This is a genomic window from Pseudomonas sp. AG1028 (assembly GCF_007993955.1).
Classification (GTDB): Bacteria; Pseudomonadota; Gammaproteobacteria; order Pseudomonadales; family Pseudomonadaceae; genus Aquipseudomonas; species Aquipseudomonas straminea.
The window spans coordinates 234,404-255,962 of sequence record NZ_VIVP01000003.1 but is presented as its reverse complement, the minus strand read 5'-3'; the positions used below and the strand labels follow the sequence as shown (position 1 = coordinate 255,962).

At 65.9% G+C, this 21,559-nt stretch carries 26 protein-coding genes; 21 read left to right on the top strand and 5 right to left on the bottom strand.

Going from position 1 to position 21,559, the window contains the following annotated elements; all coding sequences use genetic code 11:
• Positions 1–90 precede the first annotated feature (90 nt).
• The 14 genes from FB481_RS06420 to FB481_RS06355 all read left to right on the top strand — a co-directional run bounded on the left by FB481_RS06420 (position 91) and on the right by FB481_RS06355 (position 12,210).
• The gene (locus FB481_RS06420) at positions 91–516 is read left to right on the top strand and encodes a thioesterase family protein (protein WP_093500269.1); all 426 of its coding nucleotides are present in this window, start codon (positions 91–93) and stop codon (positions 514–516) included.
• Entirely contained in the window at positions 513–1,121 is a 609-nt protein-coding gene (locus tag FB481_RS06415; protein ID WP_147175562.1) for an outer membrane lipoprotein carrier protein LolA, read from the top strand. The genes FB481_RS06420 and FB481_RS06415 overlap by 4 nt, the downstream gene beginning before the upstream one ends.
• The gene (locus FB481_RS06410; protein ID WP_147175560.1) at positions 1,111–3,447 is read left to right on the top strand and encodes an MMPL family transporter; all 2,337 of its coding nucleotides are present in this window, start codon (positions 1,111–1,113) and stop codon (positions 3,445–3,447) included. Before FB481_RS06415 ends, FB481_RS06410 begins: the two co-directional genes overlap by 11 nt.
• On the top strand, positions 3,444–4,592 hold the full coding sequence (locus FB481_RS06405) for a sodium:proton antiporter (RefSeq protein WP_147175558.1): 1,149 nt from the start codon (positions 3,444–3,446) through the stop codon (positions 4,590–4,592). The genes FB481_RS06410 and FB481_RS06405 overlap by 4 nt, the downstream gene beginning before the upstream one ends.
• Positions 4,579–5,823, top strand: coding sequence for an NAD(P)/FAD-dependent oxidoreductase (locus tag FB481_RS06400; RefSeq protein ID WP_147175556.1), 1,245 nt, complete (start codon positions 4,579–4,581; stop codon positions 5,821–5,823). The genes FB481_RS06405 and FB481_RS06400 overlap by 14 nt, the downstream gene beginning before the upstream one ends.
• A 10-nt stretch (positions 5,824–5,833) precedes the next feature.
• Positions 5,834–6,556 carry a class I SAM-dependent methyltransferase gene (locus FB481_RS06395; RefSeq protein ID WP_147175555.1) on the top strand — a complete coding sequence of 241 codons (723 nt, stop codon included), beginning with the start codon at positions 5,834–5,836 and terminating at the stop codon, positions 6,554–6,556.
• A complete protein-coding gene (locus FB481_RS06390; RefSeq protein WP_147175553.1) occupies positions 6,553–7,032 on the top strand; it encodes a DUF3261 domain-containing protein in 480 nt (159 codons plus the stop codon). Before FB481_RS06395 ends, FB481_RS06390 begins: the two co-directional genes overlap by 4 nt.
• Positions 7,029–8,222 (top strand): beta-ketoacyl-ACP synthase, encoded by a 1,194-nt coding sequence (locus FB481_RS06385; protein ID WP_147175551.1) that lies wholly within the window; start codon positions 7,029–7,031, stop codon positions 8,220–8,222. The genes FB481_RS06390 and FB481_RS06385 overlap by 4 nt, the downstream gene beginning before the upstream one ends.
• Positions 8,219–8,683 (top strand): hotdog family protein, encoded by a 465-nt coding sequence (locus FB481_RS06380; RefSeq protein ID WP_147175550.1) that lies wholly within the window; start codon positions 8,219–8,221, stop codon positions 8,681–8,683. The genes FB481_RS06385 and FB481_RS06380 overlap by 4 nt, the downstream gene beginning before the upstream one ends.
• A complete protein-coding gene (fabG, locus tag FB481_RS06375) occupies positions 8,683–9,411 on the top strand; it encodes a 3-oxoacyl-ACP reductase FabG (protein ID WP_147175548.1) in 729 nt (242 codons plus the stop codon). Before FB481_RS06380 ends, fabG begins: the two co-directional genes overlap by 1 nt.
• 16 nt (positions 9,412–9,427) lie before the next feature.
• Positions 9,428–10,654 carry a beta-ketoacyl-ACP synthase gene (locus FB481_RS06370; protein ID WP_147175546.1) on the top strand — a complete coding sequence of 409 codons (1,227 nt, stop codon included), beginning with the start codon at positions 9,428–9,430 and terminating at the stop codon, positions 10,652–10,654.
• A gap of 27 nt (positions 10,655–10,681) precedes the next feature.
• The gene (locus FB481_RS06365; RefSeq protein ID WP_177344589.1) at positions 10,682–11,083 is read left to right on the top strand and encodes a hypothetical protein; all 402 of its coding nucleotides are present in this window, start codon (positions 10,682–10,684) and stop codon (positions 11,081–11,083) included.
• Positions 11,084–11,101: 18 nt separating this feature from the next.
• Positions 11,102–11,542, top strand: coding sequence for an excinuclease (locus FB481_RS06360; protein ID WP_147175544.1), 441 nt, complete (start codon positions 11,102–11,104; stop codon positions 11,540–11,542).
• Positions 11,543–11,610: 68 nt separating this feature from the next.
• Positions 11,611–12,210: an Sbal_3080 family lipoprotein gene (locus tag FB481_RS06355; protein ID WP_093500292.1), complete on the top strand. Its 600-nt coding sequence runs from the start codon at positions 11,611–11,613 to the stop codon at positions 12,208–12,210.
• A gap of 168 nt (positions 12,211–12,378) precedes the next feature.
• Here FB481_RS06355 and FB481_RS06350 read toward each other — a convergent pair whose 3' ends face one another.
• On the bottom strand, positions 12,379–12,933 hold the full coding sequence (locus tag FB481_RS06350) for an isoprenylcysteine carboxylmethyltransferase family protein (protein WP_147175542.1): 555 nt from the start codon (positions 12,931–12,933) through the stop codon (positions 12,379–12,381).
• A gap of 58 nt (positions 12,934–12,991) precedes the next feature.
• Between FB481_RS06350 and FB481_RS06345 the strand changes: the two genes are divergently transcribed.
• The 6 genes from FB481_RS06345 to FB481_RS06320 are packed head-to-tail and all read left to right on the top strand — an operon-like array spanning position 12,992 to position 17,359.
• Positions 12,992–13,399 carry a beta-hydroxyacyl-ACP dehydratase gene (locus FB481_RS06345; RefSeq protein WP_093500298.1) on the top strand — a complete coding sequence of 136 codons (408 nt, stop codon included), beginning with the start codon at positions 12,992–12,994 and terminating at the stop codon, positions 13,397–13,399.
• Entirely contained in the window at positions 13,392–14,276 is an 885-nt protein-coding gene (locus FB481_RS06340) for an ABC transporter ATP-binding protein (protein WP_147175540.1), read from the top strand. Before FB481_RS06345 ends, FB481_RS06340 begins: the two co-directional genes overlap by 8 nt.
• Complete coding sequence (locus FB481_RS06335; RefSeq protein ID WP_147175538.1) at positions 14,273–15,460, top strand: ABC transporter permease; 1,188 nt, start codon at positions 14,273–14,275, stop codon at positions 15,458–15,460. The genes FB481_RS06340 and FB481_RS06335 overlap by 4 nt, the downstream gene beginning before the upstream one ends.
• Positions 15,442–15,708, top strand: a complete 267-nt coding sequence (locus FB481_RS06330) for an acyl carrier protein (protein WP_013789565.1) — start codon at positions 15,442–15,444, stop codon at positions 15,706–15,708. The genes FB481_RS06335 and FB481_RS06330 overlap by 19 nt, the downstream gene beginning before the upstream one ends.
• Positions 15,705–16,811: a beta-ketoacyl synthase N-terminal-like domain-containing protein gene (locus FB481_RS06325; protein WP_147175536.1), complete on the top strand. Its 1,107-nt coding sequence runs from the start codon at positions 15,705–15,707 to the stop codon at positions 16,809–16,811. The genes FB481_RS06330 and FB481_RS06325 overlap by 4 nt, the downstream gene beginning before the upstream one ends.
• Entirely contained in the window at positions 16,808–17,359 is a 552-nt protein-coding gene (locus FB481_RS06320; RefSeq protein ID WP_147175534.1) for a hypothetical protein, read from the top strand. Before FB481_RS06325 ends, FB481_RS06320 begins: the two co-directional genes overlap by 4 nt.
• Positions 17,360–17,580: 221 nt before the next feature.
• Here the strand turns inward: FB481_RS06320 and FB481_RS06315 are convergent, their stop codons facing one another.
• The 4 genes from FB481_RS06315 to FB481_RS06300 are packed head-to-tail and all read right to left on the bottom strand — an operon-like array spanning position 17,581 to position 21,071.
• Positions 17,581–18,582, bottom strand: coding sequence for a BtrH N-terminal domain-containing protein (locus FB481_RS06315; RefSeq protein ID WP_147175532.1), 1,002 nt, complete (start codon positions 18,580–18,582; stop codon positions 17,581–17,583).
• Entirely contained in the window at positions 18,579–18,986 is a 408-nt protein-coding gene (locus FB481_RS06310) for a hypothetical protein (protein ID WP_147175530.1), read from the bottom strand. Before FB481_RS06310 ends, FB481_RS06315 begins: the two co-directional genes overlap by 4 nt.
• Positions 18,976–20,133, bottom strand: coding sequence for a beta-ketoacyl-ACP synthase III (locus FB481_RS06305; protein WP_147175528.1), 1,158 nt, complete (start codon positions 20,131–20,133; stop codon positions 18,976–18,978). The genes FB481_RS06310 and FB481_RS06305 overlap by 11 nt, the downstream gene beginning before the upstream one ends.
• A gap of 20 nt (positions 20,134–20,153) precedes the next feature.
• Positions 20,154–21,071 carry a dialkylrecorsinol condensing enzyme gene (locus tag FB481_RS06300; protein WP_147175526.1) on the bottom strand — a complete coding sequence of 306 codons (918 nt, stop codon included), beginning with the start codon at positions 21,069–21,071 and terminating at the stop codon, positions 20,154–20,156.
• 84 nt (positions 21,072–21,155) lie between these two features.
• On the opposite strand from FB481_RS06300, the gene FB481_RS06295 reads away from it, so the two are divergent.
• Positions 21,156–21,557: a DUF2141 domain-containing protein gene (locus FB481_RS06295; protein ID WP_167363080.1), complete on the top strand. Its 402-nt coding sequence runs from the start codon at positions 21,156–21,158 to the stop codon at positions 21,555–21,557.
• Positions 21,558–21,559: the final 2 nt, after the last annotated feature.

Genomic DNA, 21,559 nt, shown 5'->3' with positions numbered 1-21,559 from the left:
CCGATGAACCTGTGGGAGCGGGCCATGCCCGCGAATCGCGCGCATGGCGCGCTCCCACATTCCATGTCATGACAGATGAGCTCATCGCCCATGCGCGCTAAAGGCGTTCTGCAGGCCGAGGTGGAAATCCTCGTGCCGTTCTTCGACGTGGACATGATGGAAATCGTCTGGCACGGCCACTACGTCAAATACTTCGAGCAGGCGCGCTGTGCCCTGCTCGACAAGCTCGACCACGGCTACCCGCAGATGCGCGACAGCGGCTACGCCTGGCCAGTGATCGACCTGCAGTTGCGTTACATCCGCGGCGCCACCTTCGGCCAGCGCATCAGCGTATGCGCCGATCTGGTGGAGTGGGAAAACCGCCTGAAGATCCACTACCTGATCAGCGACACCGCCACCGGCGAACGCATGACCCGCGGCAGCAGCGTGCAGGTCGCGGTGGAGATCGCCAGCCGCGAAATGCAGCTGGCCTCGCCCAAGGTGTTTGTCGATGCCGTGCAGCGGGTGATTGGATGAAAGCCCTGGCGCGTTTCTCATTGCTGATCGGCCTGCTGTTCACCGCGTTGGTCAGCCAGGCCGATACCTTCACCCTCGATGCCCTGAGCCAACAGCTCTCGCAACACCCCGTGGTGCGTGGTCCATTCGTGCAGGAAAAGCACCTGCGCGCCCTCCCGCAACCGCTGACCAGCAGCGGCACTTTCGTGCTGGCCGCCGATGCCGGCCTGCTTTGGAAGCTGGAAAAACCGCTAAAGCAGGATTACCGCATCGACGCCAAAGGCATCGCCAAGCGCACCGCCGATGGCTGGCAGATGCAGCCGGGGCGCGACGTGGCGGCCCAGCAGAGCAAGCTGTTTCTCGACGTGCTCAAGGGCAACCACAGCGGCTTGGCACGCAATTTCGAGCTGCAGTTGAGCGGCGATGCCAAGGCCTGGAACCTGACCCTGACGCCGACCTCGCTGCTGCTCAAGCAGGTGTTCAGCCGTATCGACATCGGCGGTGGCGAACTGGTCGAGCGCATCGAACTGCACGAAACCCAGGGTGACCGCACCTTGCTGCGCATGCCCGCCAGCATCGCCGGCGACGCCCTGAGCGCCGAGGAGCGCAGCGATTTTGCGCACTGAGTACCGCCTGATCGAACGCCGCCTGCCGCGGCTGTTCGCCGTGCTGCTGTTGGCGCTGCTGGCGCTGACCGCCTGGCAGTGGCGCAACGGCCCGCCGGTGGCGGCGAGCATCCTCGCCCTGTTGCCCAGCGGCGCCGGTGACGCGCGCCTGCAACAGGCCGAAGCGCGTATGCAGGAGCCGATTCAGCATGACCTGTTGGTGCTGGTCGGCCATCCGCAGCGCGAACGCGCCATCGCCCTGGCTGGCGAGCTGGGCCGGCAATGGCAGGAAAGCGGCCATTTTGGCCAGGTGCGCTGGCAGCTCGACAGCGACCTCGATGCCCTGCGCCAGCACCTGCGCGAAAGCCGTCTGAACCTGCTGTCTGCCGCCGACCGCCAACTGCTGATCGAGCAACCGGACGCCTTCATCGAGCAACGCGCCGCCGCGCTGTTCGATCCCTTCGCCTCGTTCAGCCTGCTGCCGCCGGAGCAGGACTGGCTGGGCCTAGGCGCCCGCGCCCAGCAGACCCTCAATTTCGGCGGCCGGGTGCAGCCGGACCTGGCCAGCGGCGCACTGCTGGTCAGCGAGCCCGGCATGAGCTGGGCCGTGCTGCACCTGCGCAGCCGTGGCGACGCCTTCGACATGCAGTCGCCGCTGGTCATCGCCCAGGGCATCGAGGCGGCCCGCCAGCGCGTCGAGGCTGATGGCGGCCAACTGCTCGCCACTGGCGGCGCGCTGTATGCCGCCGCCGGCCAGAACAAGGCCATGAGCGAGATGACCCTGATCGGCGGCGCGGCCAGTCTCGGTACCCTGTTGCTTTTGCTGATCGGTTTCCGCCGCCCGCGGGTGCTGCTCAGCCTGCTGCCCATCGGTGTGGCGCTGGTGGCCGGTTGCGCCGCCTGCGTGCTGATCTTCGGGCAGATCAACGCCCTGACCCTGGTGCTCGGCGCCAGCCTGATCGGGGTGGCCGCCGACTACCCGCTGCATTACCTGAGCAAGAGCTGGGGCCACGCCGAATGGCGCAGCTGGAGCGCCCTGCGCAGCACCCTGCCGGGCCTGAGCCTGAGCCTGGGCACCAACCTGATTGGCTACCTGGCGCTGGCTTTCACGCCGTTTCCGGCGCTGACCCAGATCGCCGCGTTCTCGGCCGCAGGGCTGATCGGCGCCTACCTGTGTTCGGTATGCCTGCTGCCCGCTTGGCTCAACGGCATGCAGCTGCGCCCAGCGCCGCGCCTGCTGGCCCTGGCCACGCGTACGCTGAGCTGGCATGGCCGCCTGCGCCAGGGTTATGGCACCTATTGGCTGCTAGCGCTGTTCCTGGCCTTCTGCGCCGGCGGTATCTGGCAGCTGCACAGCCAGAACGACCTGCGCCAGTGGCTGGGCAAAGACCCTGCGCTGTTCGCCCAGTCGCAACGCATCGTCGAACTCACCGGCCAGCAGCCCACCAGCCAGTTCTTCCTGGTGCGTGCATCCGATGAAGCGCAGTTGCTGCAGCGCCAGCAGGCGCTCGGCACCCGGCTCGACGGCCTGGTCAGCGGCGGCCAGCTGCGCAGCTACCTGTCGCTCAATCAACTGATCGCTCCTGCTGACCAACTGCAGGCCACCCGCACAGCCCTGCGTACGCTGCCGGCGCATTGGCAGCCACTGCTGGCGCTGGGCATTCCCGTCGAGGCCTTGCAGGCCGAGCTGCAGCAACTGCTGGAGCAGCCCCAGACCAGTCTGGAACAGGCCCTCGCCAGCCCCCTGGCCGAGCCCTGGCGCGCACTCTGGCTGGGCCGTGACGAACAGGGCGTGGCCGCCATCGTCAGCCTGCAGGGGCAGACCGACAGCGCCTTGCTGCAAGGCGCCGCGGATGGCCTGGACGGCGTGCAACTGGTCGACCGCCTCGGCGAGCTGAACCGCCTGTTCGCCGCCACCCAGGTCAGCGCCGCCGAGCTCAAGCTGATGTCCTGCCTGGCCATCGTGTTGCTGCTGTGCATCCCCTTCGGCCTGGCCGGCGCGCTGCGGGTGGTCTGCCTGCCGCTGCTGGCAGCCCTCGCCTCCCTGGCCTGCCTGGGCTGGCTGGGCCAGCCGCTGACCCTGTTCAGCCTGTTCGGCCTGCTGCTGATCACCGCCATCGGCGTCGATTACGCCATCCTGATGCGCGAGAACATCGGCGGGCCGGCGGTCAGTCTGCTCGGCACGCTGCTGTCGGCGGTCTCCAGCTGGCTGTCGTTCGGCCTGCTGCTGATCAGCCAGACGCCGGCCATCGCCAACTTTGGCCTGGCCATCAGCCTGGGCCTGATGTTCTGCTTCATTCTCTCGCCCTGGGCGGCGCCACGCGACGCTGCGGAGGCCCACCCATGAGCGTGCTCGGCTTCTGGTTGCTGGCACTGGCGCTCTATGCGCTGGTCGGCCTCCTTGGCGGCCGCCGGCTGATCCCCATCGTCGGCCAGTTGCTGGTCGCCAGCCTGGCGATTCCCGCCCTGCTGCTCGGCTGGGCGGAGCCGTACCTGCAGCTCACGGCCGCTGACCTGCTGGCACCGGCCTGGGTCGAGCTGGCCTATGGGCTGAGTTTCGCCCTGCTGCTGGGTTACATCCTCAGCGACGTGATCGATCTGCAGATCAGCCCGGCGTGCCTGAAGATCGCCCTGCCGAGCTTTCTGTTGCCGCTGCTGGCCGGTCTGGCCTGCGCCCTGTGGGTGTTGCCGGGTGATTACAGCTGGCTGAGCGCCGTAGGCATCGGCCTGCTCTTCTCGATCACCGCGATTCCGGTGCTGTACCTGTTCCTGCAGAGCATCGGCTACCCGCCGGCGGCCACCAAACGCCTGCTGCACGCGGCGATCCTCATGGACTTCATGTGCTGGAGCCTGTTCGGCCTGGCCCACGGCAGCAGCCACCCGATCAGCCTGCTGTGGCCACTGCTGGCCGCCGCGCTGCCGCTGGCGCTCAACCTGATGCGAATGCGCCACCCGCTGTTCTACAGCCTGCCGTTCTTCGCCCTGATGGTGCTGCTGCACAACCTCAAACTCAACGCCCTGGTGTTCGGCATCGCCTACATGCTGTGCCTGGCGGCGATCCGCGTGCCCTTCCAGCTACCTTTGCCGCAGCGCCAGTGGAAGTTGTTGATGAACGGCCTGGCGGTACCACTGATCCTCACCTGCGGCGTGTTGCACGTGGACTTTCACGGCATCGGCGCGGCCGATTCCTGGTTCGCCGTGGGCGTGCTGCTGGTGGCGCCGGTGCTCAGCAAGGTGCTCGGCAGCTGGCTGGGCCTGCACTGGGCCGAGCCGCAGGCGCCGGCGCGGATCAAATGGCAGGAAAGCCTGCTGCTGAACATTCGCGGCCTGACCGAAATCGTCTTTCTCAACCTGCTCCTGCAACTGCAGCTGATCGATGCAATGGTGTATTTCGGCCTGCTGCTGATGAGTCTGTTCTCCACCCTGCTGCCCGCCGTGATGGGTCGGCGCGCTTACCCGAGCGAGGCGAAAAGCCGTTATGAAATCTCCTGAAGTCCAGCAGCATCAGATCGTCGTAGCCGGTGCCGGCCCGGCCGGCGCGATTGCCGCCGCCATCCTCAAGCGCAAGGGCCACGAGGTGCTGATCCTCGAACGCCAGCGCTTCCCGCGCTTCTCCATTGGCGAGAGCCTGCTGTCGCACTGCCTGGACTTCGTCGAGGAAGCCGGGATGATCGACGCGGTGCGTGCGGCGGGCTTCCAGACCAAACACGGCGCGGCCTTCGCCTGGGGTGATCGCTACACCGACTTCGATTTCCGCGAGACCTTCACCAAAAGCTTCGGCTCGACCTACCAGGTGCAGCGCGCCGATTTCGACAAGGTGCTGGCCGACGAAGCCGAGCGTCAGGGCGTGACCATTCGCTACGAAGAAGAAATCTTTGCCGTGGACTTCAGCGGCGAGCAGCCGCTGCTGTCGGTGCGCCGCCTGACCGACGGCCACGAGTACCAGGTGCGCTGCACCTTCGTGCTCGACGCCAGCGGCTACGGCCGCCTGCTGCCACGCCTGCTAGACCTCGAACTGCCGTCCAACCTGCCGATGCGCAAGGCGCTGTTCACCCATATCGAAGACCGCATCGACCACCCGGGCTTCGACCGCGAGAAGATCCTCATCACCACCCACGCCAGCCTGCGCGATGTGTGGTTCTGGACTATTCCGTTCAGCAACGGCCGCTGCTCCCTCGGCGTGGTCGGCCTGGCCGAGCGCTTCGACGGCTACCCCGAGGATATGGACGCCGCCCTCAAGCAGTTCGTCGCCGAAACGCCGAGCCTGGCCAAGGTTCTCGGCAATGCCGTGTGGGACACGCCGGTGCGCGAGATCAAGGGCTACTCGGCCAACGTCAAGGCGCTGCACGGCAAGGGCTTCGCGCTCCTGGGCAACGCTGCCGAATTCCTCGATCCGGTGTTCAGCTCCGGCGTGACCATCGCCATGCGTTCGGCGAGCATGGCCGCCAACCTGCTGCATCGCCAGCTGAGCGGCGAGGCCGTGGACTGGGAGCAGGACTTCGCCATACCGCTCAAGCGCGGCGTCGACACCTTCCGCGTGTACGTCGAAGGCTGGTACGACGGCAGCTTCCAGGACGTCATCTACTACCCCAAGGCCTCGCCGGATATCCGCGCCATGATCAGCTCGATCCTCGCCGGCTACGCCTGGGATCAGCGCAACCCCTATGTCGCCGAGCCCAAGCGCCGCCTGCGGGTGCTCGCCGAAGTGTGCGCCAATGCCTGAGGAGATTGCGATGGATCGCGCCGCATCCACCTACGTCGAGGAAACCGGTTTCGGTTTCTGGTTCCTGCGCAGCCACGTGTGGCAGCACCATGTGCTGCGCGTGGCCATCGATGACCTGCGCGGGCTGATCGACGGCCCGCTGCCGGCCGCGCCGGTGCTGCTGGATGCCGGCTGTGGCCAGGGCAAGTCGTTCGGCCTGCTGCAGCGCGCCTTCAGCCCCGCGCGCATCATCGGCCTGGACGCCGACCCGCACAGCCTCGAGTGCTCGGGCGCCGAGGCCGAGCGTCTGGGCCTCGGCGTGCAACTGATCGCCAGCGACTGCGCGGCGATCAGGTTGCCCGACGCCAGCGTGGATATCGTCTTCTGCCACCAGACCTTCCATCACCTGGTCGAGCAGGAGCAGGCGCTGGCCGAGTTCTGGCGCGTGCTCAAGCCCGGCGGCCTGCTGCTGTTCGCCGAGTCGACCAAGTACTACATCGATACCTGGGTAATCCGCTGGCTGTTCCGCCACCCCATGGAGGTGCAGAAGAGCGCCGACGAATACCTGGCCATGCTGCGCCAGCAGGGTTTCGAATTCAGCGAACGCAACGTCTCCTATCCGTACCTGTGGTGGAGCCGCTCGGAGGACTTCGGCCTGCTGGAGCGCTGGGGCATCCGCAAGGCCAAGCCGTTCGGCCAGCGCAACGAAACCCTGGTCAACGCCGCGGTGCGCAAACCGCTGGAGCCTGCATGAAACGCCTGCTGACCCTTGCCTGCATTATGCTGCTGACGGCCTGCGCCGCCCGTACGCCGCTGCCCGCCACCGCGCCGCAACTGGCGCAGCCGCTGCCGGTGTCGCTGCAGGTCAGTACTGCCGATGGCCAGGACTGGCTGCTGGTGATCCAGGCCGAGGGCGAGGCCCTGCGCTGGTCGCTGTTCGATCCGCTCGGCGTACCGCTGGCCCGGCAATCCCTGGCCGGCGGCGCCTGGCACAATGACGGCCTGCTGCCGCCCAACCCCGCGGCCCGCGAGCTGTTCGCCGCCCTGCTGTTCGCCCTCACTCCGGACGCTCAGCTGGCCACCCGCTACGCCGGCAAGCAATGGCGCCAGGGCGCCGAGGGCCGCCAGCTGGCCCCGGACTGGCGCATTCGCTATGGCGCCGGGCAAGCCATCGAACTGAGCAACGCCACGCAGCAGTACCGCGTGCGCCCGCTGGAAACGCAACCATGATCGCTCGACTCGACGCCCTCGGCGTGGTCTGCGCCCTGGGCCAGGGCAAGCAGGCGGTGGCCGACGCCCTGTTCGCCGGTGACACCCACGGCATGCAACCACAGGCCGGCTGGATTCCCGAGCGTAGCGTGACCGTCGGTGCGGTGGCTGCGCCCCTGCCGGAGATGCCCGCCGGCTTCGAGCAGGCCGCGAGCCGCAACAACCGTCTGCTGCTGACCGCCGCTCTGGAAATCCACGACGACATCCAGGCCGCCATCGCCACCTATGGCGCCAGTCGCATCGCCGTGGTGCTCGGCACCAGCACCTCAGGTATCGCCGAAGCCGGCGAGCATATCGCCGAGTACGTGCACAGCGGCGAACTGCCGGATGCTTACCGTTACAGCCGCCAGGAGATCGCCGCGCCGGCCAGCTTTCTCGCCGACTGGCTGGGCCTGACTGGCCCGGCCTACTGCCAGTCCACGGCCTGTACGTCCAGCGGCCGCGCCCTGCTCGCCGCCCAGCGCCTGCTGCGTCTGGGCGTGTGCGATGCGGTGCTGTGCGGCGGCGTGGACAGTCTGTGCAAACTGACCCTGAACGGCTTCGCCAGCCTGGAGGCGGTATCCGACGAGCGCTGCAACCCGTTCTCGGTCAACCGCCATGGCATCAACATCGGCGAGGCCGCCGCGCTGTTCCTGATGACCCGCGCCGAACAGGGGCCCGGCATCGGCCTGCTCGGCGGTGGCGCCACCTCCGACGCCCACCACATTTCCGCGCCACATCCCGAGGGCCTCGGTGCCCAGCAGGCGATGCGCCAGGCGCTGGCCGCCGCCGAGGTGGCCGCCGAGCAGATCGGCTACCTGAACCTGCACGGCACCGCCACGCCGCATAACGACGCCATGGAAAGCCTGGCGGTAGCGCAGCTGTTCCCGGCCGGTGTGCCCTGCTCGTCGAGTAAACCGCTGACCGGTCATACCCTGGGCGCCGCCGGCGCGCTGGAAGCCGCCTTCTGCTGGCTGACGCTGAGCGACTACAACACCGCCAAGCGCCTGCCGCCCCACGTCTGGGACGGCCAGGCCGATCCGCAGCTGCCGCGCCTCAAGCTGGTCGGCGCCGGCGAGCAGTTGCCTGCGGCCGAGCGGCGTTATCTGATGAGCAATTCGTTCGCCTTTGGCGGCAACAACGTTTCACTGATCCTGGGAGACCTTTTGTGAGTGTCTGGCCCGTCGCCGAGCTGGTGCCCCACGCTGGCGACATGATTCTGATCGACGAGGTGCTGGCGTTCGGCGCCGAGCATATCGACACCCGCCTGGTGGTACGCCCTGGCGGCCTGTTCAGCCAGGCCGACGGCAGCCTGCCGGCTGCGGTGGGCATCGAGCTGATGGCCCAGAGCGTGGCCGCCTTCGCCGGCTGCCATGCCCGCGAACAGGGCCTGCCGGTCGAGCTGGGCTTTCTGCTCGGTACCCGCAACTTCAGCTGCAACGTCGACCGCTTCCCGGCCGGCAGCGCCCTGCTGATCCACGCCAACCGTTCCCTGCAGGACGAAAACGGCATGTGCGTGTTCGAATGCCGCCTCGAAGGCCCGGGCATTCTGGTCGAGGCGCGGCTCAACGTGTTCCAGCCCCGCGACGTGTCCACCTATATCCAAGAACCCCCACTTCAGGAGCCGTCTTAATGAGCGAGACCATTCTGGTCACCGGATCGAGCCGCGGTATCGGCCGAGCCATTGCCCTGCGCCTGGCGCGCGCCGGTTTCGATCTGGTGCTGCACTGCCGCTCGCGCCGTGACGAGGCCGAAGCGGTGCAGCGCGAGATCGAGGCCATCGGCCAGAAGGCGCGCATCCTGCAGTTCGACGTGGCCGACCGGGCCACCTGCCGCGATGCCCTGGAAGCCGACGTGGAAAGCCATGGCGCGTACTACGGCGTGGTGTGCAACGCCGGGTTGACCCGCGACGGCGCCTTCCCGGCGCTCGGCGAGGAGGACTGGGATGTGGTGCTGCGCACAAATCTGGATGGTTTCTACAACGTGCTGCACCCGCTGACCATGCCGATGGTGCGTCGCCGCAAGCCGGGGCGTATCGTCTGTATCACTTCGGTTTCCGGGCTTATCGGCAACCGCGGCCAGGTCAACTACAGTGCCTCGAAGGCCGGCATCATCGGCGCCGCCAAGGCCCTGGCGATCGAGCTGGGCAAGCGCAAGATCACCGTCAACTGCGTGGCGCCGGGGCTGATTGATACCGAGATTCTCGACGAGCACGTACCGCTCGAGGAGATCCTCAAGATGGTACCGGCCGCGCGCATGGGCACCCCGGAAGAGGTGGCCGGCACGGTGAATTTCCTGATGTCCGAAGAGGCGGCCTACATCACCCGCCAGGTGATCGCCGTGAACGGCGGTCTGTGTTGAAAGAGAGCGAAGTGGCATGAAGCGCGTAGTCGTTACCGGCATGGCCGGCATTACCTCCCTGGGCGATAGCTGGGACAGCATCGCGGCGAATTTCCGCGCCAACCGCAGCGGCATTCGCGTGATGCACGAGTGGGACCGTTTCAGCGAGCTGAACACCCGCCTGGGCGGCCCGGTCGACGACTTCGTCGTGCCCACCCACTGGACCCGCAAGCAGCTGCGCAGCATGGGCCGCGTGTCGCGCCTGTCGGTGTACGCCGCCGAACGCGCCCTGGCCCACGCCGGATTGCTCGAAGACGAAAGCATCAAGGATGGGCGCATGGGCGTGGCCTGCGGCTCGTCCACCGGCAGTACCGACGAGATCAAGGCGTTCGGCAACATGCTGCTCAATTCGGTGGCCGACGGCCTCAACGCCAACTCCTATATCCGCATGATGCCGCACACCACGGCAGCCAACATCAGCATCTTCTTCGGCCTCACCGGCCGGCTGATCCCCACCTCCAGCGCCTGCACCAGCGGCAGCCAGGGCATCGGCTACGCGTATGAGGCGATCAAGTTCGGCCGCCTGCCGCTGATGCTCGCCGGCGGCGCCGAGGAGCTGTGCCCGACCGAAGCGATGGTCTTCGACGCGCTGTACGCCACCAGCCTGAAGAACGACGCACCATACACCAGCCCGCGCCCCTACGACAGCGGCCGTGACGGCCTGGTGATCGGTGAGGGCGCCGGCATACTGGTGCTCGAGGAGCTGGAACACGCCCTGGCACGCGGCGCCACCATCCACGCCGAGATCGTCGGCTTCGGCTGCAATGCCGATGGCCAGCACGCCACCAAACCGGTGCAGAGCACCATGCGCCGGGCCATGGAGCTGGCCCTGGAAGATGCCGCGCTGAAGCCCGAGGCCATCGGCTACGTCAATGGTCACGGCACCGCCACCGAACAGGGCGACGTCGCCGAAACCCAGGCCACCAGCAGCCTGTTCGGCCCGCGCATGCCGATCAGCTCGCAAAAGAGCTACTTCGGCCACACCCTGGGCGCCTGCGGCGCGCTGGAGTCCTGGTTCAGCATCGAGATGCTCAACCGCGACAGCTACGTGCACACCCTCAACCTGGATCACATCGACCCGGCCTGCGGCGAACTGGACTACCTGCGTGGCGAGTTCCGCGAGATGAGCCACGAATACGTGATGAACAACAATTTCGCCTTTGGCGGGGTCAACACTTCGCTGATCTTCCGCCGCTGGCGCTGATTTTTCTCAAGACAAGGACCAAGGATGATGTCTCGCCTCAACCGCTTCGCCCTGCTTGCCGCACTGCTGCTGGGCATTACCGCCTGTACCTCGAAACCGGTGCTGAATATCACCAGCAGTGCGCCGCCCGCCATAGTGAAGAGCGAGGACGACATGCGCCGGGCGATCCTCACCGCCCTGCAACGCCGGCAGTGGACGGTGGAGCGCGCCGACCGCGGGCAGATCATGGCGCTGATCACCCGCCGCAGCCACCAGGCCGAAATCACCATTCCCTACAGCGCGTCGGGCTATTCGATCCGCTACCGCGACAGCCACAACCTCGACTACCGCAAAGGCAAGATCCACCGCAACTACAACAAGTGGGTCCGCAATCTCGACCGCAGTATCCAGCAGGAACTGCAAAGCCCCTCCCTTCCCATGCCCCAGTGACACCCCAGGAGAAACCCGATGAACGCGAAACGCTTCGCCGCTGCTGCTCTGCTTACCGCCGCCCTGCTGCCAGCCGTCAGCCAGGCCCGTGACACCGCCCACTTTCTGGACTTCCAGTCGGTGGTCAACGAAGCCACCCAGGCCGGTCGCCTCGACGGCTCGGTGAAGTTCTACCTGAACAAGACCCCGGCTGGCGCCAAGATCATCAACGCCAACGTCACCACCAGCCAGAAGACCAACGCTTTCAACAAGAGCGATGAAGAAGCCTGCCGCTGGGTGCTGCAATCGGCCCTGGTGAAGCTGCAGAACTCGGCCAAGGCCGCCGGCGCCAACGCCGTGGTCGACCTGGCCAGCAACTACAAGAACAAGGAATACCGCGACAGCAGCAAGTACGAATGCCACGCCGGCGCCATCATGGCGGGCGTCGCGCTGAAGGGTAAGTACGCGAGCGTCAAGTAAGCGCCTGCTTCCCCCTGCCAAACAAGCCGCCTGCGGGCGGCTTTTTCATCACAAGGAAGTTGCTCAGCATGTCCAAAGCTCTATCCGCGCTTTCCCTCTCGGTTCTGGCGCTAGGCCTGGCCGCCTGCACTTCGGTTCGCGTCACGCCACTGCAAAGCGCGCCGACCACTATGTGCATCGAAGAAAACCCCAAGGTCATGGTCAGCGACTTCGTACCGGTGCTGCAGCAGGGCTTCGCCCGACACGGCATAACCACCCAGCCATATTCGACGATTCCATGGCACCAGTGCCCTTACGTAGTGCGGTATACGGCGCGGCGCACGTGGGACATGGCGCCTTATCTGTCCAGCGCCGAGCTGACCGTTCTCGGCCCGCAGCGGCAGACACTGGCCACGGCGGCCTATCACCTGCGCGGCAAAGGTGGCCTGTCGCTGATGAAGTGGCAGGGCACAAAAAGCAAGATGGACCCGGTGATCGATGAGTTGCTGAGCAACACTCAGCTGATCGACGAGCCTGTCGCCAAGGCTCCAGCTGTAAGCGAGAGCGGCAAGCTGAGCAAGCAGGAGCGCCTCAAGCAGCTTCAGCAGCAGAACCTGGATTACGAGGCATACCAGCGCGCTTACCGGCAGCTGATGCTGGAAGACCAGCCTTCATCCGACGTTCGCTGAATTCAGCTACGTAGGGTGGATGACGCTCTTTTCATCTGCCATTGCGATTGGAGAGCGGTGGACAGATCGGGCCGCGTAGGTGAAGCGTCGTCCAACCTACGAACGTCCGTTCCCGCCACTTAGCTGCCAAAATCGGTGAGCCTGTAGCGAAAGACCCTAAACGGGTTCTCAGAAGATGTAGGGCACAAACATCCGGCTGCGCGCCATGTAGTCGCGGTAGGCGTCGCCGAAGTAGGCCAGCGACTCACGCTCCTCGACGCGCGCGGCCAGCCACAGCAGCACGCTGGCAGCCACGGCCAGCAGCATGACGAGCGTGGTCGGCTGCTTCCAGGCGATGCCCCAGGCGAGCAGCAGCAGCGAGCAATACATCGGGTGGCGGATGTAGCCGAAGATGCCACTGGTGACCAGCTGCGAGGTGCGCTCGAAGGCAAACAGCTCGTCATCCTGACGCTGCTCATTAGCGCGGCCAAAGCGGCGCATCTGGTGTATGCCGGCGAACAGCACCGCCAGCGAGGCGGTCAGCAACACCCAGGAAATCTGCTGATGCACGGCGGCGCGGTTCTCGAACCAGAACGGCGCGTTGAGCACCAGCATCACCAGCATCACTTCCCAGGCGAAGTAGCGGTAGAAGCCGTGGCTGCGCGGGTTGCCCAGCGAACGCCAGGAGACCAGGGTCAGGGCGATGCTCAGCCCCACGAAAACCACCAATTGCCAACCGCTCACTCGTTTGCTCCCTGAGACCCTCTGTTACACTGCTGCGCTCGCACGCCAGACACCCGCCATGGATCGCACCCAACTGCACTCACTGCTGCCGCATCAGGGCCAAGCCCTCTGGCTGGATGCCCTGCTCGACCACGATGCCACCGGCATTCGCGGCCTGAGCCACTGGCGGCATCTGCAGAGCCTGGGCGAGAACGCTTCGCCCTGCCTGTTGTTCGAGGCCGCTGCCCAGTTGTGCGCTGCGCATGGTGCCTTATACGGCAACGACAGCGCCATCGAAATGGCCCTGGTCGGCAAACTCTCCCAGCTGCAGCTGCACTATCACCCCACGCATCGCGAAGGCTTCTTGCTGGTCAGCGCGACCCAGGAAGCCCTCAGCCCGGCGGGTGCGCTTTACGAGTTCAGCGTGCACGAAGGCGAGCGCCTGCTGCTGGACGGCAAACTGCTGCTGGTACTCGTCCGTGCTTGAACTCAGCCGCCTCGCCTATCGCTACCCTGGCGCCGCGCGACCGGCGCTGCAGGGCATCGACCTGCAGCTGCAGGCCGGCCAGTGCCTGGGCCTGCTGGGCAGCAACGGTGCCGGCAAGACCACCTTGCTGTCGCTGCTTAGTGGCGTGCTGCAGCCACTCGACGGGCGAATCGACTGGCAGGGCGATCGGCGCCTGGGCCTGGTGCCCCAGCAGTTGGCCTTTTACGCCGGGCTGAAGGTGAAGGAAAACCTCGCGCTGTTCGCCGATCTCTATGGGCTGCGCGGCGCCGAGCGGCGTCAGCGCCTGGAGCGCTGCATCGCCAGCACGTCCCTGGAAGACAAGCTCGAGCGCCGCGCCGAGCGCCTGTCCGGCGGCGAGCAGCGGCGGCTGAACTTCGCCATCGGCCTGCTGCAACCGGCCGAGCTGTACCTGTTCGATGAGGCCACCGTGGGCGTCGACGCTGCCAGCCGGCAGTTGCTGCTCGACGCTGTGCAGCAGCTGACCGCCGATGGCAAGGCGGTGATCTACACAAGCCATTACCTAGACGAAGTGGAAAAGGTCGCCGACCGCATCCTGCTGCTGCACGAAGGCCGTGTGCAGCTGGATGTCGACACGCGCCAGTTGCTCGGCGACCAGCCAGGGCTGTTTCTGGAATGGCCCGAGGGTGTGCCGCAAGCCTTGCCGGCGCTGCTGGCCGAACTCGAGCTGAGCACCGAGCCCACGCCGGACGGCCTGCGCATCGCCGCGCTGAACGTCGAACAGCTGCTGGCGATCACCCGCTTCATCGCCGCACAGCCGCAAGCGCCCAGCCTGCTGCGCTTCGGTCGGCCGTCCCTGGAGCAGCTGTACCTGCGCCTCAACGGAGGTCGCCTGTGAGACTGCGCGCCCTGGTTCGCAAGGAAATCCTCCTGCTGGCGCGCGACCCTCACGCCCTGGCCGTGCTGTTCCTGATGCCGACGCTGTTTTTGGTGATCATGGCCGGCGCCATGTCCAGCTACCTGCAGGACCGTCTGCCGCCATTGCAGCTGGTGCTGGAAGCCCCGCAGCAGAGCGAGTCGAGCCGTTTCTTCCACGACGCCCTGCAGGCGCAGCTGCCGGACAGCCAGTTGCTCGAAAACGGCCCGGCGCAGATGGCGCGCATCAGCCTGCCCGAAGGTTTCGACCAGCACTTGCTGGATACGCCGCATCAGGGCCCTACGCTGAGCTTCCCCGCCCAGTTCGACCGCCTCTCGCGCCAGCGTCTGCATGGCGCGGTGACCATCGCCCTGGCGCAGACCCGGCTGCTCGCCTATCTGCAGGACAGCGGCGCACTGCAGGACGGCCTGTCCCGCGCCGAGCAGCTCGAACTGATCCAGCAACGCACCGAAAGCCGAATCGACAAGCAGGAACGCCTGGCCAGCGGCGACCTCAGCGCCCAGGCCAACGCCACGCAGATGAGCGTACCGGCCTGGCTGATCTTCGGCATGTTCTTCGTGATGCTGCCCATGGCCGGCAGCTTCCAGCGCGAGCAGCAGAGTGGCGCACTACTGCGTTTCCGCTGCCTGGGCCTGGGGCTCGGCACCCTGGCGACGAGCAAGGTGCTGCCGTATCTGGCCATCAACCTGGTGCAGTTCGCGGTGCTGCTGAGCATCGGTGTGCACGGCTTGCCACTGGTCGGCCTGCCGGCGCTGGAACTCAACGGCAGCCTGCTTGCCTATGCCTGGCTGGCCATCAGCGTCGCCCTGGCCACCACCAGCCTGGGCCTGCTGTTGGCCGCCCTGGCGCGCAGCAGTGAACAAGCCCTATTGCTTGGCGGCGGGATCAATATCATCCTCGCAGCCATCGGCGGCATCATGGTGCCCAAGAGCGTGATGCCCGAGGCCATGCGCCAACTGGCAGAAGTATCTCCGATGAGCTGGGCACTGGACGCCTTTCTCACCCTGCTGGTGGGCCACGGCTCACTGAACGACGTAGCCCCCTGGTGCGCGCGCCTGCTGCTGTTTGCAGCGATAGCCGGCATCAGCGGCCTGTTCCTGTTTCACCAACGAGTACAGCAAACGCAATGGACCACACACTACTAGAAGAAAAGCTCAAGCAATTGCTGATTCGCGAGTGCGACAAAGAAGACGATATCGACTGGCAGAGCATTACCGACGACGAACCGCTGTTCGGCCAGCAGAGCCGCATCCAGATGGACAGCCTCGACGCCCTGCAGGTCTCCCTGGCGCTGCAGCAGCACTACGGGGTGCGCATCGAAGGCGCCCAGGATGGCCGCCGCATTCTCAATAGCATCGCCAGCATCGCGGCTTTTATCAGGCAACAGGCGTGACGCCCGTTTACCTGCAGCGCGGCGCCCTGCACAGCGCCCTCGGCATCGACCTGCGCGCCGCCAACGCCGCCCTGCGTAGCGGCGTGCGGCCAATTGCTGAAACCGTACTGCTGCACGAGTTGCAGGAACCACGGCCGTATCTGGCCGTGGTAGGCAACGAAACCCCGGGCGAGCATTTCGACCGGCTGATCCGCGAAACCCTGGGCGACGCGCCCGGCGCGCTGGACGACTGCCTGCTGATCGTCGCCAGCACCAGTCTGGATATCGACGAGCTGGAAGCGCAGGCCGCTCGAAATGGCGGCTTTCACCCGGATCACTCGACCTCCCTCGACCTGATCGCTGACCGCTTGCGCCAGCGTTGGGGCTTCAATGATGCCTTCACCCTCAACACCGCCTGTACCAGCGCCGCCAACGGCCTGCTCTACGGCGCCCGGATGCTCGCTGCCGGGCCCTATCGGCGGGTGCTGGTGCTGGCATTCGAAACACCCAGCGCCATCGCTCAGCAGGGCTTTGGCGCTCTGGGCCTGGTCTCGCCGAGCGGCGAGTACCGGCCCTTTCATCCGCAACGCGATGGCCTGGTGCTCGGCGAAGCCTACGCGGCCACCCTGCTGGCCCTGGAGCCCGGCCCGGCGCCGCTAGCACGCCTGCTTGGCGGCTTCAGCGCCTGCGACACCAACAGCCTGACCAATACCCGCGAAGACGGCAGCCATATCGAATGGGTGATGCGCCAAGCCCTGCGCAGCGCTGGCGTGGATGCCACGCAGATCGGCCTGGTCAAGCCCCACGGCACCGCCACCGGCGCCAACGACCGCGCCGAAAGCAACGGCGTAAGCCTGCTGTTCGGCGACGCGCTGCCGCCGCTCTGTGTGCTCAAGCCCTGGCTCGGCCACACCCTGGGCGCCTGCGGCCTGACCGAAACCCTGCTGCTGGTGGAAAACCTCGCCCACCTGCCCGCCTGCAATTACGCTGGTGACACGCTGCTGCCGCTGCCGAGCGAACCACTGGCGATCAGCGAAGGCAGCCTGCTGCTGGCCAACTACTTCGGCTTCGGCGGCAACAACGCCAGCCTGGTGTTGCAACGCGGCGCGGGAGACACACCATGAATCCAACCATCGCAGCCTGCAGCGTAAGCGGCGACGCACAGGACACCGACAAGGACCTGAAAGCCGCGCTGATCAACTGGCTGCCGACCACGCCGCGTCGCATCGATCGGCTGATCCTCCAGGCGCTGCTATGCACCGCGCCGCTCAAGGCCAAGATCCGCCGTGACTGCGGCCTGTACCTGGCCTCCCGCCATCCAGCGCGGGCCACCATGGGCTCGCTGCTCGACAGCGTGTGCGTGCACCAGCTGCAACCCAAGCCCTTCGAATTCGTCAACAGCGTCAGCAACGCCGCCGGCTTCCACGTCGCCGCACAACTGGGCTTGGAAGGCCCGAACCTGTTCATCGGCGCCGGCCCCAATGTATGGAAACACCTGCAGGCATTGGCTGGGCTGGACCTGGCCGACGGCCTGATCGGCCAGGCGCTACTGGTGATGATTGATGAAGACGACGAGTTCAAGGCGCAGGCGGTGCTAATTGAGAGACCAAGCCAGGCAGCGGATTTTGCCGGGCTGACAGCGGGGATCGATGTGCTGCAGTTGCAGCTCTAAATAGTGACTGTTTTGTGGTCGGAGGGACCATTCGTAGGATGGGTGCAACCCATCGGCAATTGATGGGTTTCACCCATCCTACGGACTGAATACTCGGAAAAAGCAAGACCGTTTAACGTCGAAAGACCCAAGCGGCCTTCCAGCGCCCCCGTGGGAGCGGGCCATGCCCGCGAATAATCTACAGGCTCTAGCCGCTCCTGAACGTATAAAGCTGCTGTGCTTCAGCCCTTACGCCTGGCCCAAGCCCCCAGCTCTTTCATCAAAACCCGCTCCTGGCTGGCAATCCCCCGCAGCATCTCGGCAATCGGCCGGAAGTCCGGTGCTTCGCCCTTGCTGCGGCTGGCGCGCACGCAGGCAGAGGCGAACTGGCGCCAGTCGTCGCCCACCGCGGTCAGGCGCGTCGAGGCTTCGCGCAAGGTGGCGTCGCCGATCTTCTCGCCGGCCTCCTGCAAAAAACTCGCGTACATGAAGCGAAAACCGGCGCCGCCGGTGCCGATCTCTTCCTGCATGCGCACGATGTGGGTGAGGTACAGGCGGTTGTATTTGGCCTGAACCGGGTCGAGTTTCTCCACGCAGCTGGCCAGGTGGCGGATACCGCGAATTCCGATCCACGGCAGCGGCAGGCCATCGAGGATGCGCGTGGTGGACAGCACGCTCTGGCGAATCAGCCGCTGCCAGTCCTGCTCGGGCGGCACATCGTCCAGGTAATACATCAGCCCCTTGGCCGCCAGGGCGCCCTTGGCGAAGCGCGCCTTCTGCAGGTCCGCGGCGGCGCAGCGCACCGGCGCCTCGAACACCGGGTCGCTGAGCAGGTAGTCGTCGCCCTCGCGCCCATAGGCCAGCAGGTTGTGGGCATTGAAGTGAAAGCGCATCTCCGGCGGGAAGTACGGCAGCCAAAACACCGAGCTCTGCAGGCCGACCAGGCGGCCGCCATCCAACGCTTCGTCGAGGGCCTGACGGCCCTGCTCGGGGTTGTTGAAGGTGCGGCTGGTCAGGCGCACGCCGAGGCGCTTGCTGAGCGTCTTGATCAGGTGCCGCGGCGGCATGCGGTAGGCAATCAGTGGCATGCCGCCGAGTTTGACGATCGGCAGGTAGGCAAATGCCAGACCCGAGGCCAGGCCGAAGGCCATCGGCTCGCTCATCGGCAAACCGGCCTGGGTCAGCAGGCTGGCCATCACGCCGCTTTCACAGTGGGCGCTCTGGCGGTGTTCGAACGCGCTCATGGCAATTCCTTCTGGTAGCGACGCAGTTCTTCGACGCTCAAACCAAAGGCTTCGGCGTAGCGGGCCAGCAGCGAATCGCTCAGGCGCCGGTAGATTTCGGGGCGAAAGTGCCGGCGCACGCGCCATTGCCAGAGCCCGGCAATCTGCGCCAGGGCGGGCAGGTCCATGCGGTAGCGGTACATCAGGCACTCGAGCGGCGACGCTTCGCCGCGCTGCCAGGCGGCGTGAGCCTCGGCTTCCTGGGCCTGCAGCTCGGCGACCGCCAGCTGGGTGGAATAGGACTCGGGCTCCCAGCCGGCGCTCGGCGCGCCCTGATACCGGCCCTTGTCATCGACGGCATAGAGCAGTTTGCTGTGCCCGCCGTAAGCGGAATCCGGGTCCTGGGGAACCTCGTCAAGCTTCATCGCCAACCACCGTCAGGTGCATGAACGCACTGGAGAAACGCCCGCTTTCCGGCACGTAGCAGAGCAGCTTCTGGCCACTGCGCAGATGCCCGCCGTTGAACAGTTCTTCTAAGATGATGAAGATCGACGCTGCGCCGGTATTGCCCTTGCTCGTCAGGTTGGTGAACCAGCGCGCCATGGGAATCGGTAGGTCGACCTCGGCCAGGCCGGCCGCCAGGCGCTCGCGGAAGAATTCGGACGAGTAATGCGGCAGGAACCAGTCGATGTCCGCCACACGCAACTCGCGGCGCGCCATGATGCGGCGCAGCGCCTCGACCACGGTGAGGCGCACGATGTTGTCGTTGAGCAGTTTGACGTCCTGCTTGACCGCCATCACCGAGCGCTGCGCGCGCTGCTCGGCGTCATAGCTTGTCCAGCCACGCAGCTCGCCACCTTCCATCTCCGCACCGGCATACATGCAGGCCGACATCTGATCAGCGAAGGAGACGATGTCCAGCCAGTCGATGCGCAGGCTCAGGCCCTTCGAATTGGGGCGGTCCTGCAGCAGCACCGCGCCGGCGCCGTCGGAGAGCATCCAGCGCAGAAAGTCCTTCTCGAAGGCGATTTCCGGGTGCGTCTCCAGCTCGTCGACACGGCTCTCGTATTCGGCGTTGAAGTTACGCGCCTGCATCATCGCCGAGGCCACCTCCGAGCCGCAGGCCACGGCGTTGCAGCTCTGCCCGCTGGCCACGCTCATCCAGGCGTATTTCAGGGCAGTCATCCCGCACACGCAGATGCCGGCAGTGGTCGCCACTTCGCAGGGCGGGTTGCCCAGCTCGCCATGCACCATGACCGCATGGCCGGGCATCACCTGGTCAGGCGACGAGGTACTGGCCACCAGACACTCAAGCGTATTCAGGTCGAAGCCATCGCCGGCCAGGCCGCGAATCGCCTCGGCGCTGAGCTGGGCGTTGTTCATGCTCGGCTCGCCGGTGCGCGGATCGATGACGTAGTGGCGCTGCTGGATGCCGTTGCGACGCAGGATCAGCTTGCGCGCCCGTGACGGCTTGTCGCCGACCATGCCGAGGCGTGCTTCCATCTGTTCGTTGTCGACTGGCTCGTGGGGCAGGCAGGTACTGATGCGATTGATGAATACGGGTGTAGCCATAAACTTGTCCTCGGCCTGCGTCACTCGCCGGAAGGCCCGGCGAAATAGGCCTTTTCACGCTGGATGCGCGCCTTGGAGAGCGGCGCCAGCAACTTCTTCAGCACCGCGGTGATCGGCACCACGGTGATGATCAGGCAGATCAGAAAAACGATGTAGACCACCAGTCCTGCACCACGGCGTCGGCTTTGCTGCGGCCCGAGCGCCGACAGCAGGCGGCTCCACAGGGTGAAGCTGCGATTGCCGACCTTCTCGCTGGCGATCAGCTTCTCGTCCACTTTCACCGCGCCCAGGCCGCTGAGCATCGGCTGCTCGATAGGCTGCTGGTCCGCCAGCAGGCGGCGCGCCATGGCCTCGCCAAAGCGGCTGGCGGCGGCGATTTCCGTCTCGTCGATACCGGCGCGCGGCACCCAGCTGTAGGGCTTCTGCCGGCCTGTGAACATCCACAGCGGCGTAGCCAGAAAGCTGGCCGCCGTGCCGCAGGCATCGGTTAGAACCACGTTGTCGACCAGTTTCGCACCCAACGCCTGCAGGCGCGCCTTGACCTTTTCCTGGGCCATCAGCCACATGTTGCGGCAACCGATCAGGGTCACCACCGGCGAGCCTTTGAGCAACTGCGCGGCCTCGGGAGAGGCGAGAAAACTGGTGCAGGGCAGCGAGGGCGACAGGAACCACACCTGGTAGGCGAGAATGATCAGGTCATAACGCTTGTCGGGGTCGACGGCCAACGGCAGCAGCGGCTGTGGTTTCATCAGTACGGTTTCCGGGAAGATCCGGAAGAAGCCGAGAAAGGGCCAGGGAAAGGGAAACGGCTGGGCGGGTTGCAGGGCCAGGAAGTCGACCTGCACGCCGTCACTCGCCTGCAAGGGCACACAGACCGATTGCACCAGGCGGTTCAATTGGCCAGTCTGTGAGAAGTGAACGACGAGAACCTGACGCATTTTTTAAGCGAATCCCTGCAAAATAGGCGGATTATGCCACAGAGACGTCTTCAAATCGTAACCAAACGCTGCGCGGCATGCGCAGTGGTTCTCCTGTTTGGCACGTTGTCGGCCCAGGCGGGGGATCTCTTGGTGCGCGTGCAAGGCAAGCAGAGTGATGCGCCGCTGTACTTGGGGCTGGTCGCCGCTGACCAGCCCGACTGGGAGCCGCTGCTGCGCACCCAGCAGGGCAACGGCGAACAGCTGATCGTCAAGGACGTGCCGCCCGGGCGGTTTGCCCTGCAGCTGTATCAGGACAGCAACGGCAACGGCAGGCTCGACCTCAGCCCCCGCGGCATTCCGCTGGAGCCGGTCGGCTTTTCCAGCAACCCGACCTTGCTCAAGGGCAAGCCTGCGCCCGAGGCGGCGCAGTTCGGGCATGGCGAAGACGACACGCTGATCGACATCCGCCTGCACTCGCCTCGCGGCAAGCCACAGGCGAACTGACC